The organism is Salinibacterium sp. M195, from assembly GCF_019443965.1.
Classification (GTDB): domain Bacteria; phylum Actinomycetota; class Actinomycetes; order Actinomycetales; family Microbacteriaceae; genus Rhodoglobus.
In genome coordinates this window covers 1,635,055-1,650,803 of the sequence record NZ_CP040814.1, presented here as the reverse complement: position 1 = coordinate 1,650,803, position 15,749 = coordinate 1,635,055, and the positions used below count along the sequence as shown (strand labels likewise).

The 15,749-nt window shown below is 61.8% G+C and carries 13 protein-coding genes; 10 read left to right on the top strand and 3 right to left on the bottom strand.

Annotated features, from left to right (window positions below):
* Positions 1-8: 8 nt before the first annotated feature.
* The 9 genes from FFT87_RS07925 to FFT87_RS07885 all read left to right on the top strand — a co-directional run bounded on the left by FFT87_RS07925 (position 9) and on the right by FFT87_RS07885 (position 9,215).
* The gene (locus FFT87_RS07925; protein ID WP_219948223.1) at positions 9-1,007 is read left to right on the top strand and encodes an ABC transporter permease; all 999 of its coding nucleotides are present in this window, start codon (positions 9-11) and stop codon (positions 1,005-1,007) included.
* Positions 1,004-1,885 (top strand): ABC transporter permease, encoded by an 882-nt coding sequence (locus FFT87_RS07920; protein ID WP_219948222.1) that lies wholly within the window; start codon positions 1,004-1,006, stop codon positions 1,883-1,885. Before FFT87_RS07925 ends, FFT87_RS07920 begins: the two co-directional genes overlap by 4 nt.
* The gene (gene nikE, locus FFT87_RS07915) at positions 1,882-3,591 is read left to right on the top strand and encodes an ABC transporter ATP-binding protein (protein WP_219948221.1); all 1,710 of its coding nucleotides are present in this window, start codon (positions 1,882-1,884) and stop codon (positions 3,589-3,591) included. Before FFT87_RS07920 ends, nikE begins: the two co-directional genes overlap by 4 nt.
* A 4-nt stretch (positions 3,592-3,595) precedes the next feature.
* Entirely contained in the window at positions 3,596-4,186 is a 591-nt protein-coding gene (locus FFT87_RS07910; RefSeq protein ID WP_219948220.1) for a TetR/AcrR family transcriptional regulator, read from the top strand.
* Positions 4,187-4,302: 116 nt separating this feature from the next.
* Positions 4,303-6,897, top strand: coding sequence for a valine--tRNA ligase (gene valS / locus FFT87_RS07905; RefSeq protein ID WP_219948219.1), 2,595 nt, complete (start codon positions 4,303-4,305; stop codon positions 6,895-6,897).
* A 62-nt stretch (positions 6,898-6,959) separates the two neighbouring features.
* The gene (locus tag FFT87_RS07900) at positions 6,960-7,439 is read left to right on the top strand and encodes a GNAT family N-acetyltransferase (RefSeq protein ID WP_219948218.1); all 480 of its coding nucleotides are present in this window, start codon (positions 6,960-6,962) and stop codon (positions 7,437-7,439) included.
* Positions 7,439-7,669 carry a hypothetical protein gene (locus FFT87_RS07895; protein WP_219948217.1) on the top strand — a complete coding sequence of 77 codons (231 nt, stop codon included), beginning with the start codon at positions 7,439-7,441 and terminating at the stop codon, positions 7,667-7,669. Before FFT87_RS07900 ends, FFT87_RS07895 begins: the two co-directional genes overlap by 1 nt.
* A 140-nt stretch (positions 7,670-7,809) precedes the next feature.
* Positions 7,810-8,364, top strand: a complete 555-nt coding sequence (locus tag FFT87_RS07890) for a hypothetical protein (protein ID WP_219948216.1) — start codon at positions 7,810-7,812, stop codon at positions 8,362-8,364.
* Between the two features lie 14 nt (positions 8,365-8,378).
* Complete coding sequence (locus FFT87_RS07885; protein ID WP_255558951.1) at positions 8,379-9,215, top strand: PKD domain-containing protein; 837 nt, start codon at positions 8,379-8,381, stop codon at positions 9,213-9,215.
* A 68-nt stretch (positions 9,216-9,283) separates the two neighbouring features.
* On the opposite strand, the gene FFT87_RS07880 is transcribed toward FFT87_RS07885, so the two are convergent.
* On the bottom strand, positions 9,284-10,075 hold the full coding sequence (locus tag FFT87_RS07880; RefSeq protein ID WP_219948215.1) for a class I SAM-dependent methyltransferase: 792 nt from the start codon (positions 10,073-10,075) through the stop codon (positions 9,284-9,286).
* A 22-nt stretch (positions 10,076-10,097) separates the two neighbouring features.
* Between FFT87_RS07880 and FFT87_RS07875 the strand changes: the two genes are divergently transcribed.
* On the top strand, positions 10,098-12,122 hold the full coding sequence (locus FFT87_RS07875) for a M3 family metallopeptidase (protein ID WP_219948214.1): 2,025 nt from the start codon (positions 10,098-10,100) through the stop codon (positions 12,120-12,122).
* Here FFT87_RS07875 and FFT87_RS07870 read toward each other — a convergent pair.
* Both FFT87_RS07870 and FFT87_RS07865 read right to left on the bottom strand, forming a co-directional pair.
* Complete coding sequence (locus FFT87_RS07870; RefSeq protein WP_219948213.1) at positions 12,119-14,581, bottom strand: transketolase C-terminal domain-containing protein; 2,463 nt, start codon at positions 14,579-14,581, stop codon at positions 12,119-12,121. The genes FFT87_RS07875 and FFT87_RS07870 overlap by 4 nt on opposite strands.
* A 63-nt stretch (positions 14,582-14,644) precedes the next feature.
* The gene (locus FFT87_RS07865) at positions 14,645-15,652 is read right to left on the bottom strand and encodes a 1-aminocyclopropane-1-carboxylate deaminase (protein WP_219948212.1); all 1,008 of its coding nucleotides are present in this window, start codon (positions 15,650-15,652) and stop codon (positions 14,645-14,647) included.
* Between the last annotated feature and the right edge of the window lie 97 nt (positions 15,653-15,749).

Here is a 15,749-nt window from a genome sequence, read left to right as displayed (position 1 = left end):
CATAGTCTGTGACGGTTTCGACTGACACTCCCGCACCAGCGAGTGTCTCCACCCCAGCGACGCGATTGCGCTCGCTGGGGTGGATCGCGCGCCGCGTGGGTGGCGGGGTGTTTGTGCTGTGGGCTGTCGCGACAGTCATTTTCTTTGCTCTGCGTCTCATTCCGGGCGATCCAGTGGATGCGATTCTGGGCGGGCCCGGCTCTCAAGCGTCCGCCGAAGCTGTTGCCCAGATTCGTGCCGACTATGGTCTCGACCAGCCGCTGATCGTTCAGTATTTTCTGGCGATGGGCAAGCTCGCCGTCGCCGACTTTGGTACGTCCTACGCGCTCAAGGTGGCGGTGGCTCCCTATGTGCTGACGCAACTGTGGTCGACGCTCGTGCTCACGCTTGCCTCCCTCGTAGCGGCCTGGCTTGGCGCTCTTGCTCTCACCCTGGCCACGAGTGGTCGCGGTCGCGTTGCACGTGCGCTGGGCTCGGGGCTCGAGCTGCTGGCCGCTGCCGTTCCCCATTTCTGGTTGGCCTCACTTCTCATCATTTTGCTGAGCAATACGCTCCACTGGCTCCCACCGATTAGTGTCCCGGGTCCGCTTGGCCTTGTTCTGCCGGTGCTCACCCTTGCGCTGCCCCTGACCGGCTTCCTCGGCCAAGTGATGCGCGAGTCCTTAGCCAACGCCTACGAACAGCCCTTCGTTCTTTCGGCCCGCGCCCGGGGCGAGAGCGAATGGGGTGTGCGGCTTCGTCACGTGCTGCGTCACGCGGCGCTGCCCGGCATCTCCCTCTCGGGCTGGGCCTTTGGCTCACTCCTGAGCGGTGCCGTTGTCGTCGAGACGATCTTCGCGCGGCCTGGTCTTGGCAGAACCCTCCTGAACGCCGTCACGATCCGCGACATCCCCGTCGTCACCGCCGTCGCCCTCCTGTCGGCACTGACCTTCATCATCGTCACGATCGCCACGGATGTCGTCGACCGCATCGTCGACCCTCGCGTAACGGAGGTGGCAGCACGATGACCGAAATCTTGGCTGGCCGACTCTCACAGCCTGCGCGGCGCGCTCCCGGCATCCGGGGCAGTCGACGTTTGCTCGGCAATCTTGGTGTCGTGATCGCTCTAGCGGTGCTCGCGCTCATCCTGACGGCAGCACTCGCACCACAGCTCATCACGACTGCTAACCCGGATGCGGTCGCCCCCGCCGAAGCGTTCCGGTCACCATCGGCTGCCCACTTCTTCGGCACCGACGAGTCTGGTCGCGATGTGTACACTCGCGTCGTCTTCGGAGCCGGCAACTCCCTGCTCATCGGTGTCGCCGCCACGGTGGTCGGGCTTGGTCTCGCCCTCGTTCTCGGATTGCTCGGCGGCCTCGGCAGCAGGCTCGGCGACTTCGTGAGCACCCGCATCGTCGAGGTCATGTTTGCGCTACCCGGCCTGCTGCTCGCACTCGTCTTTATCGCAATCACTGGGCCAGGCGTGATCACCTCGACGGTGGCGGTTGGCTTATCGACCGCGCCAGGCTACGCCCGCATCATCCGCAGCCAACTTCGCAGCGTTCGTAGCGCCCAATATGTTGAAGCCGCGACCGTTCTCGGCCATTCGCGAGCCCGCATCGTGTGGCAGCACATCCTGCCCGGCGCACTCTCCCCCATCTTTGTGCTCGGCACGCTCGGTGTTGGCCAAGCCATCGTGTGGGCATCCTCGCTTGGCTTCCTCGGACTCGGCGTCGCTCCACCCGCCGCCGAATGGGGCGCAATGCTTTCAAGCGGCCGCACCTACATTGATGTGGCGTGGTGGCTCACGGTCTTCCCTGGCCTCGCTATCGTCGCCACCGCAGCGTCGTTCACGGTGCTCGGTCGTGCGCTCAATGCCCGTGCACGTCAGGAGGCCAACGGATGACCGGCTCCCCACTGCTGCGCGTCAGCAACCTCAGCGTTCACTTTGACCGCAGTGCCCGCCCCGCCGTCGACGGCATTAGCTTCGAGGTTTCCGCCGGCGAATGCCTCGCCATTGTCGGCGAATCGGGATCAGGCAAGAGCGTCACGGCCCGTTCCCTGCTCGGGCTCGCGCCTGCCGGTGCCCGCGTGAGCTTCGACGAGCTGAGTTTGGCGGGAGAAAGCCTTCCGGCACCCGGTGCTCGACGGTGGCGGAGCATTCGCGGAGCATCCATTGGGCTGGTGTTGCAGGATGCGCTCGTATCGCTCGACCCGCTGCGCCCGGTCGGGCGTGAGATTGATGATGTGCTGCGGCTGCATACGAGCCTCAACCAGCGAGAACGTCAGGCGCGCGTGCTTGAGCTGTTGGAGGCCGTGGGCATTCCGGACCCTGCCTTGCGTGCCAGACAGCGCTCAGGCGAACTCTCGGGCGGACTGCGTCAGCGTGCGCTCATCGCCGCCGGAATCGCGGCTGGACCCGCCCTGATCATTGCCGATGAGCCCACCACTGCACTCGATGTCACGGTGCAAGCCCGCGTGCTCGAGTTGCTGTCGTCGCTACGAAACAGCGGAACCGCGATGATCCTCATCACCCACGATTTGGCTGTGGTCACTCGCATTGCCGATCGTGTTGCCGTGATGAGCGAGGGCCGGCTCGTCGAAACCGGCGAGACGCAGGCGGTACTCCGCGCGCCAGCCGCGCTGCCGACCCAGCAACTGCTCGCGGCCATTCCTGTCGATGTGCCGCGCGGAGTTCTACTGACGCTGCCCGCGGATGCCGCCACAGCCGTCGATGTCGATGCACGCACCGACGCGCGTATCGGCACCCGCACGGCCCCCACCGCACCCACAGCTCCCACAGCTCCCACCACTCAATCCTCCGCGAGCGCCGATTCCCCGCGGCCACCGGCACTCGAGCTCCGCTCGGTCTCGAAGCGGTATCCCACACCTCACGGCGCGGCGATTCACGCTCTCGATGCGGTGTCTCTCACCCTCGCCGCAGGGACGACGCTGGGGTTGGTTGGCCAATCGGGCTCGGGCAAGACCACCATCGCGCGCATCGCTCTGGGTCTAGAGTCCGCCGACAGCGGAGACGTGCTGCTGAACGGCAGCGAGTGGGGTTCGCTGAATGCCCGCGAACGCCGTCCGCTTCGCCACACGCTCGGCGCGATTTATCAGGATGCGTTGAGCTCGTTCGATCCGCGGTTGAGCGTCGAGCGCATCCTCGCCGACGCTCTCAGCGTCGGGGCATCCGGGACTCGTCAGTCACTGACAACGACCGCCGAGCTCCTCGACGCCGTTGACCTACCGCAATCGCTCAAGAACCGACGCCCGCTTCACCTCTCGGGAGGCCAGCGTCAACGGGTGGCGATTGCTCGCGCACTCGCGCCGGGGCCCGAGACTATTCTGTGCGACGAGCCGGTGTCGTCTCTGGATGTTTCCACTCAAGCTCGGGTACTGAATCTGCTCGACGAGCTGCAGCGTCACCTGCACCTCAGCTACCTCTTTATCTCTCACGACCTCGGGGTGATTCGCCACATGAGCGACAGGGTGGCGGTCATCAATGAGGGTCGCATCGTAGAAACCGGCGAAACGGAGGAGATCTTCACGGCTCCCCGCGACCCGTACACTCAGTCACTTCTCGCCGCCCTGCCTCGAGTGAGAAGATGATTCGGTGACACCTCCCCGCTCTGCCACCCGTGGCCGCCCGCCCGCCGCCTCCCGCGAACTTCTGCAAGAGTCTGCCTTCGAGCTGTTCGTAGAGAATGGCTACACGGGCACGACGGTTGACCAGATTGCGATGCGCGCTGGAGTGAGCCGCAATACGTTCTTCAATTACTTCGAGGCCAAAGGCGAAGTCTTTTGGGTAGAACTGGATGCCGCGACCGAGCGACTGAAAACAGCGTTGGCTGATCAGGCGGCGCAGCCTGCTGACGCGACCAACGCCATCCGCTCGGCGATGCTTGCCGCTGTTGCCCCGCTGGAGTCACAGCATGTTCCGTTTATTCTGACTCAGTACGACCTAATCGGTAGCGCGGCAGAGTTGCAGGCGTCGGCGATGAGTCGTTTTGCAACGCAGGCGCGGCTTCTGACCGGTTTCGCGCAGCGCCACGGTGTTGATTCGGCTACCGCCAGGGCTCAGGCTTATTCACTCATCGCGTGTGTGGTTGCCGCTGCTCAGGAGTGGGCACAGTCTGGCCCGCAACGTGGACGTCTTGAGCCGTACGTCGCGAGGGCAATCGACGCTGTTCTGGCTGCCTACTAGAACGGTAATCGAGCGCACCGGCTCTGCCTGCCGCTGTCGGTTACGATTGAGAGCACCACTCACACTCAGGCACCTCTTCTTTGACTCGGTGCCGCATATATCGAACCGGAGAAATTATGTCGTCGAGCGTTCCCGAAAAGCCCGCCCTAGAAGGCCTCGAAGACAAGTGGGCTCCCGTGTGGGAGAACGAAGGCACCTACCGGTTCGATCGCCAGAAGGCACTCACTGATGGTTCTGACTGCGTATTCTCGGTCGACACTCCCCCGCCAACGGCATCCGGAAGCCTGCACATTGGTCACGTCTTCAGCTACACCCACATGGACTTGGTCACGCGCTTCCAGCGCATGCGCGGCAAAGAGATTTTCTACCCGATGGGGTGGGATGACAATGGTCTGCCCACCGAGCGTCGGGTTCAGAACTATTACGGGGTGCGTTGCGACCCCACGCTCCCCTATGACGAGAGCTTCGAGCCTCCTCAGCAGGGTGGCGAAGGCAAGTCAACGAAGGCTGCTGCGCAGTTGCCGATTTCTCGTCGCAACTTCGTTCAGCTGTGCGAAACGCTGACCGCTGAAGACGAGAAGCAGTTCGAGGATCTCTGGCGCCAGCTTGGATTGAGCGTTGACTGGAACCTCACCTACCGCACGATTGGCGATGACGCTCAGCGCGCCGCCCAGCGTGCATTCTTGCGCAACCTTGACCGTGGCGAGGCTTATCAAGCCTTTGCTCCGACGCTGTGGGATGTCACGTTCCGCACCGCTGTTGCTCAGGCCGAGCTCGAAGACAAAGAGCAGCCTGCCGCGTACCACCGTCTTGCCTTCCACCAGGCGGATGGCGACGACATCCACATTGAGACGACTCGCCCCGAGCTTCTTCCGGCGTGTGTTGCTCTCGTGGCTCACCCCGATGACGAGCGTTACAAGCACCTCTTCGGCACGATGGTGACGACGCCGATTTTCGGTGTTGAGGTTCCGATCCTGGCGCACCACCTTGCTCAGCAAGATAAGGGTTCCGGCATCGCGATGATTTGTACCTTCGGTGACGTCACTGACGTTGTCTGGTGGCGCGAGCTTGATCTGCCGAACCGCACCATCATTGGTGCCGACGGTCGCATTATTGCCGACGCTCCCGACGTCATTGTTGGCGATGCCGCTCAGGCTGCGTACGGAGAGCTCGCGGGCAAGACGGTCTTCAGCGCGAAGGCCGCCATGGTCGCTCTGCTCAAGGCATCCGGCGAAATGATCGGCGATGCCAAGCCGATTCAGCACCAGGTGAAGTTCTTTGAGAAGGGCGACAAGCCTCTCGAGATCATTTCGACGCGCCAGTGGTACATCACCAATGGTGCGCGGGATGAGAAGCTGCGCGGCCGTCTCCTTGAGGCCGGCAAGCAGATCAACTTCACCCCCGATCACATGCGGGTTCGCTACGACAACTGGGTCGGTGGTCTCACGGGCGACTGGCTCATCTCGCGCCAGCGCTTCTTCGGCGTGCCGATCCCCGTCTGGTACGAGCTTGATGCTGACGGTGAGAAGGGTGCCCCGATTGTTCCGAGCGAGGCTTCGCTGCCGATCGATCCGTCATCCGATACCGCTCCCGGCTACACGGAAGACCAGCGTGGCGTTCCCGGTGGCTTCGAGGGTGAACTCGACATCATGGACACCTGGGCTACGTCATCACTGACCCCGCAGATTGCTGGTGGTTGGGAGACCGACCCCGAGCTCTTCACCGTGGTCTTCCCCTACTCACTACGCAGCCAGGGCCAAGACATCATTCGCACGTGGTTGTTCTCGACCGCTCTGCGTTCGGAACTTGAGCACGGAACGGTGCCGTGGAAGAACGCCGGCATCTCCGGCTTCATCGTTGACCCCGACCGCAAGAAGATGTCGAAGTCCAAGGGCAACGTTGTTACGCCCAAGGGCATGCTCGATGACCACGGTTCGGATGCCGTTCGCTACTGGGCAGCATCCAGTCGCCTCGGAACTGACGCTGCTTTCGACCCGCAGAACCCGAAGCAGATCAAGATCGGTCGCCGTCTTGCGATCAAGGTGCTGAACGCCTCGAAGTTTGTGTACTCCTTCCCGGCGCCTGCCGTTGCCGCAGGTTCGACCGTTGTCGTAACCGAAGCGCTCGACCTAGAGATGTTGGCCGAACTCGCATCGGTTGTCGACCAGGCCACAACGGCCCTCGACAACTTCGATCACGCGAAGGCGCTCGAAGTCACCGAGAAGTTCTTCTGGACATTCTGCGACGACTACCTCGAGCTCGTGAAGGAACGCGCCTATGGCGCCGGAACTCCCGAAGCCCAGGCAAGCGCTAACCGCGCCCTGCACACCGCCATCGACGTGTTCTTGCGTCTCTTCGCGCCCTACCTCCCGTTTGCTACAGAAGAGGTCTGGCGTTGGACTCACGACACCTCGGTGCACTCCGCTTCGTGGCCAACCGCCGACGAACTTGGCGTCACCGCTGAGCCGAGCGGACTGTTCCACGCGGTCAGCCAGGCGCTCATCAGCATCCGTCGTGCTAAGACAGACGCGAAGGCATCGCAGAAGACTGAAGTGACCTCGGCAACCCTCGCGGGGCCAGCCCTGATCGCTGCCGCAATTGACGATCTGAAGGCTGTTGGCCGCATCCACGACCTCACCATTGTTGAGGCCGAGGAGATTGAGGTTCGCGACATCGTTCTGGTGGAAGCCGCACCTGAGACTTCCTCCTAACAGTCGCTCGGGGTTCGACGTCGTTTCGGCGTCGAGCCCTGAAACCGCGTATTGTTGAATAAATGACGAACTCAGAGAAGCCTTCGTACACGATCCGCGACATCCAAGAAGACGATTTTGAGCAGTGGAAAGAACACTTCGTCAAGTACGGAGTGTTCTACGAAACCGAGTTCACCGAAGAAATCGTTCAGGGTGTCTGGGAATGGCTCATGGATGACACCGCACAGCTCAACGCTGTAGTTGCTGTGGCTCCCGAGGGCCGCCCCGCCCCCGGTGATATCGCCGCTTTCGGACTTTATCGTCGCTTGCCTGACACCTTCACCGCCTCGTGGGGCTGGTTCATGGATGACCTCTATGTTGACCCTGAGCACCGTGGTGCTGGAGTTGCCGGATCAATCATCGACGACATCGCCGCGCGCGCTGCAGAAGATGGCGGCGGAAAGCTTCGCTGGATCACCAACAAAGAGAACGACAGCGCTAAGCGCCTCTACGACAGGGTCGCGGACCGCACGTCGTGGATCTTGTACGAAAAGAACGTCTAATGCAGCTCGGCACACGCTGGTCGGTCGGCGGCGACGTACCCGAACGCCTAGGCACAGCAATGCGCGAAGCGATCGCTGGCGTTGAAGCGGATGTCGCCCACCTCGATACAAGTGCGTGGCGGTGGACCCTCACCTGGCTTGAATCACGCCCGGTCGCCGAACTCGACGACGGCACCACCGTGCGCCAAGGTGCCGATGGCACTGTGACCGTTGAAGAACCCGTTTCCTAAAGAGACCTAGCTCCTAGCCCCACTCTCGCTGTTGCTCGCGCCGTGCCAGTGCTTCTGCACTCGCCTGCGCGGCGCGAGCCACGCGAGTGTCTTGTGGAAAGTTGAGCACCAAGTTTGGGCGATATGTTTAGCGTCGTAGCATGCGCCTACCGAACCCCGTACGACTCACGATCGCCGCGGTTCTTCTCGCTTCCCTAAGCGGATGCGTGCCCTCCGCAGCTACTACTCCGCCCGAACCCACCTCCACCTTCGTTGCGCCCTACGCGACCGACGAGGAAGCGCTCGCTGCGGCTGAAGAGGCTTATGGGGAGTACACCCGCGTGATGGGAAGGATTTTAGAAGACGGAGGCCAGAATTCATCGCGATTAGAGGCCGTTGCGGTTGGGACGTTCCTAGATGCGACTGTCGACGGCTTGCAGAAGTTTGCCGAAAAAGGCGGCCGCGCAACAGGCGACGTTCGCAACACTGAGTTCGAGCTTCAAAGATATTCCCCAAGTGGCAGCTCGGCTGAGGTGATTACCGTTTATATGTGCAGCGATGTCTCAGATTTGAAACTTCAGGATGCAAACGGCAACTCCTTAGTCGCGGATGATCGACAAGACAGGTCAGTGTTGCAGGTGACCTTCGATTTCAGCGTCGAGCAACAAGTGCTTCTTGTTTCGGACGTGGATGTTTGGGGTGCCGGGGAGTGTTGAAAACTTGGACCTCAGTGTTCGCAACCTTGCTCCTAATTCTTACTTTTGTCTTTACTGGAGCAGCCAGTTCTTTCGCAGATAACGCCGGCTGCGGCGGGCTCGCTTTCTACGACGGCAGCTGTCCGAGTTATGAGGTTTCCGAGGGCGCCGTCGAACTGGAAGGCTCCACACAGTCGCCGGGTTCCCGGGGCTCGTCCGGCCGCGACAACGGCGGCACGGGCAGCGATTCTGACTACTACACCGACGGCGCCGCTTACATCCCGGTTGAGGACGTCCTCGACGATGTCGGGGAAGCCTGGTGCGACATCCAACGCCTCGAGTGTGTGCCGTGGACTGCGCCTGCCGCAGCCGCAGCGGGTGGAACCGCGCCGATCACTATTGCGGACATCGCGACCTTCCGACCCCAAACTCCCACCGCAGCGATGCAACCCCACCTGTGGATGATCGTCGGCCTCGACACCAACTTCTACACCACCGCATCCGCCCATGTCGTTGACGGAACCCTGTTCGGTGGCACCGCCCAAGTGCGGTTCATCCCCATTGGCTACAACTGGAACTATGGCGACGGCACCACGGCCACCCACGGCAGCCCAGGCAAAACTTGGGCGAAGAACAAGATCGCCGAATTCGACCCCACCCCCACCAGCCACGTCTACGAGGAACCCGGTGAATACACCATCACCCTCGCCGTGACCTACGCCGCCGAGTATCGTGTCGCCGGCAGCGACTGGAACAACGTTGTTGGCACCCTCACCATCAATGCCCCACCCCTCACTGCCACAGCAGGTCACGCCACCACCGTGCTCGTCGACCAAAACTGCAACGCCAACCCCACCGGCATCGGCTGCTAAAGCCCTCGTCCGCTCACACTCGGCGGCCCGCACTGGGCCTGCACCGCGCCCGCAACACCCAACTCTCGCTAAACGCGTGCCAGAATCTCCCCGTGCGGCATCGCCATCCAGCCCTCTGGCGAGTCAGCCCACTCGCGCCACGCACTACTAATCTGCTGCAGAATCTCCTGAGTCGCCAGAGACTTACCCAGTGCATCTCCCGCAAAAGCCGACTCCAACACTCGCGCCTCCCACATGCTGCCCCACCACTCGCGGTCGACCTCATCCGAGAAATTCCAAACGGACGCCGACGCAGTGATGTCAGCCAATCCGGCTTGCAGAGCCCACGACTTCAGCCGCCGACCCGCATTTGGCTCTCCCCCGTTGCTCCGGTGCACAGCATCATAAAGATCAGCCCACACACGCAGCCCAGGCAGCGCAGGGAAGCAAATAGTGCCTTCGTAGTCGACGTCGCGCACCGCAATAAGCCCACCCGGTTTGGCTACACGCTTCATCTCTCTGAGAGCCGCGACCGGATCGCCCAAATGCTGCAGAGTCTGATGCGAATGCACCAGATCGAAACTGTTGTCGTCAAACGGCAGCGCATAGGCGTCACCCACCAAGAAACTGAGGTTGTCGGCGGTGAAAGCCGATGCTTTGTCGATCGCTGCGGAAGCGGCATCCAGCCCAGCAACACGGCCAGGGGCAAGCCGTTCGGCAAACTCAGCCGTGATCGTGCCCGGCCCACACCCAATATCGAGCAACGAAAGGCCAGCCTCGAGGTGCGGTTCAAAGTACGCCGCCGAATTGGCGATCGTGCGCCACGTGTGTGACTTCAAAACACTTTCATGATGGCCGTGGGTATATCGCTCGCTCGTCATCATCCGAGAATAGGGTAGATGAATGACCAATCCTTTCTTTGAGCCCAGCACGCTGCCCTTCGGCATGCCGCCCTTCGCCGATATCGAAGACGAGCACTACGCTCCCGCGTTCGAGAAAGGCATGGCCGAGCAGCTTTCCGAAATTGCGGCCATCACCGCTCAGGCCGAAGCACCCAGCTTTGAGAACACCATGCTCCCCCTCGAAAAGAGCGGTCAGCTGCTGAACCGCGTCGCCATTGTCTTCTTCAACAAGACATCCGCTGATGGCAGCACCGAAACAGATGCTCTCGAAGAAGTCATCGCCCCGAAGCTCGCCGCGCACACCGACGCCATCAGCCTCAACAGTGCGCTCTATGAACGAATCCGCAGCATCCGCGATGGTCTCGACTCCACCGAATTGGATGCCGAAGCCCGCTACCTTGTCGAGCGTTACTTCACCGAGTTCACTCTCGCCGGCGCTGGCCTCTCTGACGAAGCCAAAGCGACCCTGCGTGACTACAACTCGCGCCTCTCAACCCTCACCACCAAGTTCGAGAAGAACTTGCTTGCCGACACGAACGATCTCGCGATCGTCGTCGACAGCATCGACGAACTAGACGGACTCGGGGCATCCGAAATTTCGGCAGCAGCCAGCGCAGCCAACGACCGCGGGCTCACCGGCAAGTACCTGATCACGCTAATCCTGCCCACCAACCAGCCCCACCTCTCGGTATTGACGAATGCGGATGTTCGAGGCCGCGTCATGGCAGCGTCGCGCACGCGCGGCATTCGTGGTGGCAAGTTCGACAATCGCGAACTCGTCCTCGAGATTGCGAAGCTGCGTTCGCAACGCGCAGACCTCCTCGGTTTCGAGAGTCACGCCGCTTGGGTCACCGCCGACGAGACCGCGCAGAACCCGCAGCGAGTCGCTGACATGCTGGGCAAACTCGCTCCCGCCGCCGCCCGCAACGCTCGGGAGGAGCACGCGGCGCTTGAGAAGCTGGCCGATACCGAAGTGACCGCCGCCGACTGGGCGTACTACTCGGAGAAGGTGCGTGCAGAGCAGTACGACGTCGACACCACCCAGATGCGACCGTATTTCGAGGCTGAGCGAGTTCTTCGCGACGGAGTCTTCTTTGCCGCCACGAAGCTCTATGGCGTCACCTTCGCCGAGCGCTTCGATCTGCCCGCCTATCACCCCGACGTGCGGGTCTTCGAAGTCACGAACGAGGATGGCAGCGAAGTTGGGCTGTACACGCTCGATCTGTACACGCGAGATTCCAAGCGCGGTGGAGCGTGGATGAATTCACTCGTCTCGCAGTCTGACCTGCTCGGGCATCCGGTGATCGTCACCAACAACCTCAACGTTCCGAAACCGGCCGCTGGCGAGACCACGCTGCTCACCTACGACGAGGTCAACACGCTGTTCCATGAGTTTGGCCATGCCCTCCACGGCCTCTTTGCCCGCGTCACCTACCCCAAGTTCTCCGGCACCAACACGTACCGCGACTTTGTTGAGTTTCCCAGCCAGGTCAACGAGATGTGGATGCTCTGGCCCGAGGTTCTCGACAACTATGCCAAGCACTACGAGACCGGCGAGCCCATGCCACGCGAGATCGTGGAGCGCATCCACGCGAGTGCCGCCTTCAACGAAGGCTTCCTCACGAGTGAATATTTGGCGGCGGCACTCATCGACCAGGCGTGGCACCGCATTAGCGCCAACGATGATGTAACCGATGTTGCCGCCTTTGAGGCGAAGGCGTTAGCGGATGTCGGTCTCGACAACCCTGCCGTACCTTCGCGCTATTCGAGCACCTATTTCCAGCACATCTTCGCCAATTCTGCGTACGACGCCGGCTACTACTCGTACATCTGGAGTGAAGTTCTGGATGCCGATACCGTCGAGTGGTTCACCGAAAATGGTGGCCTGACGCGCGACAACGGAGACCGTTTCCGCTCACGACTCCTCGGTGTTGGCGGCTCCAAGAACCCGCTCGAGGCATTTCGTGATTTCCTCGGGCGCGATGCCCAGTTGCAGCCGCTGCTTAACCGCCGTGGCCTGAGCTAGGCCGAGAACCCCAGCACGTCGCTCGCAGCGCGCACGATCGCATCCGCATTGATCCCGTGCAGCGCGTAGGCATCGTCGAGGCTCGACGACTGACCGAATTCGCTGACCCCGAGATTGCGGGTGCGATCACCGCGCACTCCCGCTAAGAACGCGAGAGTGTGCGGGTGACCGTCCATGATGGTGACGAGCGGCGTGCGCGCGTGATCGGGGAAGAGTTCTTCCACGATTGAGGTGCGAGCGGATGCCGCAGCGTCGTAGCGCTGATTAAGCGACCGAAATACGAGGTCGGGGCTTGTAAGACACACGACGCCAGCGGAGATTCCGAGCTTCGCGAGCCGTTCGGCGGCCTCGATGACCTCGGGCATGATGGCGCCGACTCCGACCAGAGTGACGGCATCCTTGCTCGGGTCACGTGGGGTCACCCGGTAGCCGCCAGCGATCGCTTGTTCGCGTCGGCGTTCGCGCAGTGCGGGGTCGACGGGCAGTGGGGCAAGTTGCTGATCAATGGGCCGCGTCGAAATGCGGAAGTAGGCAGATTGTCCCTCGGGGCGACCGATGTTTTTCATGGTTTCGAGCAGGCACCATTCGAGGTCTTGGGCGAAGGCGGGCTCCCAAGCGACGCATCCTGGTTGTTCGAGGCCAATGGAGGGCGTCGTGATCGACTGATGCGCTCCACCTTCGGGCGCGAGCGTCACGCCAGATGGTGTGCCGATCAGAATCGACTGGCCACCAGAGTAAATGCCGTACGACCATGGTTCGAGCGCCCGCGAGACGAAGGGGTCATAGAGCGTCGCGATCGGGATCAGCGGTTGCCCCCAACGACTCCACGTCGAGCCGAGCTCTGCTGCGAGACAGACGAGGTTCACCTCAGCGATGCCGAGTTCGATGTGTTGGCCTTGCGCCCCTTCACTCCACTTGAGAAGACGATTGGTGTCGTCAGCAAACCAGTCGTGCCGTTCACCAACGGACCAGACACCGGTCTTATTGATCCAGCCGCCAAGGTTCGTGGATGATGCAACGTCGGGGCTGAGGGTGACCACGCGCCGCGCAACCTCGGGCGACGCCCGCTTCAGGTCAAGCAGAAAGCGACCGAGGGCAGCTTGGGTCGAGATCAGCGGCTTGTAGCTCCACGGCAGCTCGTCGGGAACCGGATCGATTGCGTGAGGTTCAATGGCCGGACGACGGAGCCGCGCTGCGGCATCCTGACACAGCACGGCTTCAGCGCTCTCCGTCGCGAAGCGCTGCCACGGTTCCTCGAGCGTCATCCCCGAGAGTTCGGCAAGCTGCTGCATCTGGGCTTCCGTGAGCTGCGCCGCATGGTTGTTGGGGTGCCCCTCGGTCGCCAGACCCCGACCCTTAACGGTGTAGGCGAAGATGACGGTGGGGCGCTCAGGGTCAATGTTCTTGTAGGTCTCAAGGAGCAGATGAATGTCATGCCCACCAAGATCGCGAATGCTCGCCGCCAACTCGTGCGGGCTCAGCGCCGCGACAAGCTGTTGCAGCGCTGGTGCGGCCTCCTGCCCTAAAAGTCGCGTGTGTACTTCGTCAGGGTGACTGCGCAGTAGCCGTTGGTACTCCTCGTTGGGCATCGCTTCGAGTCGTTCCCGCAGCTCGGCACCGCCCGGCTGCACGAACAGGGTTTGGATGCGTCTCCCCCACTTGCAGGTGAGTACTTGCCAGTCTGCGGCAGCGAACATTCCCTGCAGCCGGGCGATTTGCACATCGGGGATGACACGGTCGAGGGACTGTCGGTTGAGGTCAACAATCCAGACGAGTTCGCCGAGCTGACGGGCTCCCGAATCAGTGACGGCTTCCCAGACGGCGCCTTCATCTAATTCGGCGTCTCCGAGCAGACTGAAAAATCTGCCAGACGCGGGAGTTTCAGGAAATTGGTCGCGAACGTACCGGTGAGACATGGCTGCCCACAGCGGTGCTGTCGCGCCAATTCCGACGCTACCCGTTGAGAAGTCAACTGTGTCGGGGTCTTTGAGCCTACTCGGGTAGCTCTGTAGTCCGCCAAGCGCTCGAAGCGTCGGAAGGTATTTTTCCTGAAGTTCCCCCATGAGGTAGTTGATGGCGTGCAACACCGGCGACGCGTGCGGCTTGACCGAAACCCGGTCAATCGACGTGAGCTCGGAAAACCACAGTGACGTCATGATGCCGACCATCGATGCGCTTGACGACTGATGCCCTCCCACCTTCACCCCGGAATCGTTCGGGCGCCCACGGTTGGCCGAATCGATGATGGCTGTCGCTGTCCAAAGCACGCGTTGCGCTATCGAGTCGAGCACATCATCGCCAAGACTCGCGGCAGCCGAGAGTGGGCGAGAGTTCACAGCAGGCTCAGCTGATGCGACATCAGCACCGGCTACATCGGCACTTGCTGCACCCGCTACAGCAGTTGAGCTAGTGGTGTGATCCTGGGCCTGGGTCGAGGTCGGGGTCGTTTCGGTTGGCATCGTCGGTGATCCTTGCTGTGCGTGCTGAACGGGAGGAGAGCGGGCGGAGAGCGAGCGTTGACGTTAGCGGAAGAGCCCGCTGTAGGCGTTGAGGGAAAGCTGGCCGCCGAGGTGAGCGTAAAGCACGTTGCTGTCTGCTGGGATGTCTCGGCTCGACACGAGGTCAATGAGTCCGGCGAGCGACTTCCCTTCGTACACGGTGTCGGTGATCATGCCTTCGAGCGTTCCGCCAAGACGAATCGCTTCGAGTGTCGAATCGACGGGGATGCCGTAGAGGTCGCCTGCCCAGCCTTCGAGCACGGTGATTTCATCGTCGCGCAGCTCGCGCTCCAGCCCGATGAGTTGTGCCGTGTGGCGCGCAATTCGTTCAACTTGAGCCCGTGTTTTCTCGAGTGTCGCTGAGGCATCAATGCCGACAACTCGACGGGGACGATCTTGGCCAGCAAAGCCAGCGATCATTCCGGCGTGGGTTGATCCGGTAACAGTGCACACCACGATGGTGTCGAAGAAGACGCCAAGCTCGCGTTCTTGGGCTTCGACTTCATCCGCCCAGTTGGCGAATCCCAGCCCACCCAAATGATGTTCGGATGCTCCGGCTGGTATCGGGTACGGCTTGCCACCTGATGCTTCCACATCAGCGATGGCGTTCTTCCAACTGTCGCGTATGCCGATATCGAAGCCAGAGTTGTCGAGCCGGACATCCGCCCCCATGATGCGCGAGAGTTGGATGTTGCCGACGCGGTCGCTCAGCGGGTCGGGCCAGTCCACCCAGTTTTCTTGAACAAGTACAGCTTTCATGCCGAGCTTGGCGGCGACGGCCGCGACTTGACGGGTGTGGTTTGACTGGTAGCCGCCGATGGAGACGAGGGTGTCGGCGCCTTGCGCGATGGCGTCGGGAACGATGTATTCGAGCTTGCGGGTTTTGTTGCCGCCGAAAGCGAGACCGCTATTCACGTCTTCGCGTTTTGCCCAGATCGTGGCGCCACCTAAGTGGGCGCTCAGGCGCGGGAGCTGGTGCACCGGGCTGGGTCCGAAGGTGAGGGGGTAGCGCTCGAAGTCTGAAATAGCCATGAGGGCTCCTGTTCTTGGGGCTTCACCGTAAAGTCAATATGCAATATATTGCAGCCCTCGCGTACGGATGTCAAGGCTCAATGCCGCAACACGGCGG

What these genes read in the sequence shown, in the direction of transcription:
- valS (WP_219948219.1), top strand. Translation starts at nt 4,303, where the DNA reads ATGTCGTCGAGCGTTCCCGAAAAGCCCGCCCTAGAAGGCCTCGAAGAC.
- FFT87_RS07900 (WP_219948218.1), top strand. Translation starts at nt 6,960, where the DNA reads ATGACGAACTCAGAGAAGCCTTCGTACACGATCCGCGACATCCAAGAA.
- FFT87_RS07895 (WP_219948217.1), top strand. Translation starts at nt 7,439, where the DNA reads ATGCAGCTCGGCACACGCTGGTCGGTCGGCGGCGACGTACCCGAACGC.
- nikE (WP_219948221.1), top strand. Translation starts at nt 1,882, where the DNA reads ATGACCGGCTCCCCACTGCTGCGCGTCAGCAACCTCAGCGTTCACTTT.
- FFT87_RS07870 (WP_219948213.1), bottom strand. Translation starts at nt 14,581, where the DNA reads ATGCCAACCGAAACGACCCCGACCTCGACCCAGGCCCAGGATCACACC.
- FFT87_RS07920 (WP_219948222.1), top strand. Translation starts at nt 1,004, where the DNA reads ATGACCGAAATCTTGGCTGGCCGACTCTCACAGCCTGCGCGGCGCGCT.
- FFT87_RS07880 (WP_219948215.1), bottom strand. Translation starts at nt 10,075, where the DNA reads ATGACGAGCGAGCGATATACCCACGGCCATCATGAAAGTGTTTTGAAG.
- FFT87_RS07875 (WP_219948214.1), top strand. Translation starts at nt 10,098, where the DNA reads ATGACCAATCCTTTCTTTGAGCCCAGCACGCTGCCCTTCGGCATGCCG.
- FFT87_RS07890 (WP_219948216.1), top strand. Translation starts at nt 7,810, where the DNA reads ATGCGCCTACCGAACCCCGTACGACTCACGATCGCCGCGGTTCTTCTC.
- FFT87_RS07865 (WP_219948212.1), bottom strand. Translation starts at nt 15,652, where the DNA reads ATGGCTATTTCAGACTTCGAGCGCTACCCCCTCACCTTCGGACCCAGC.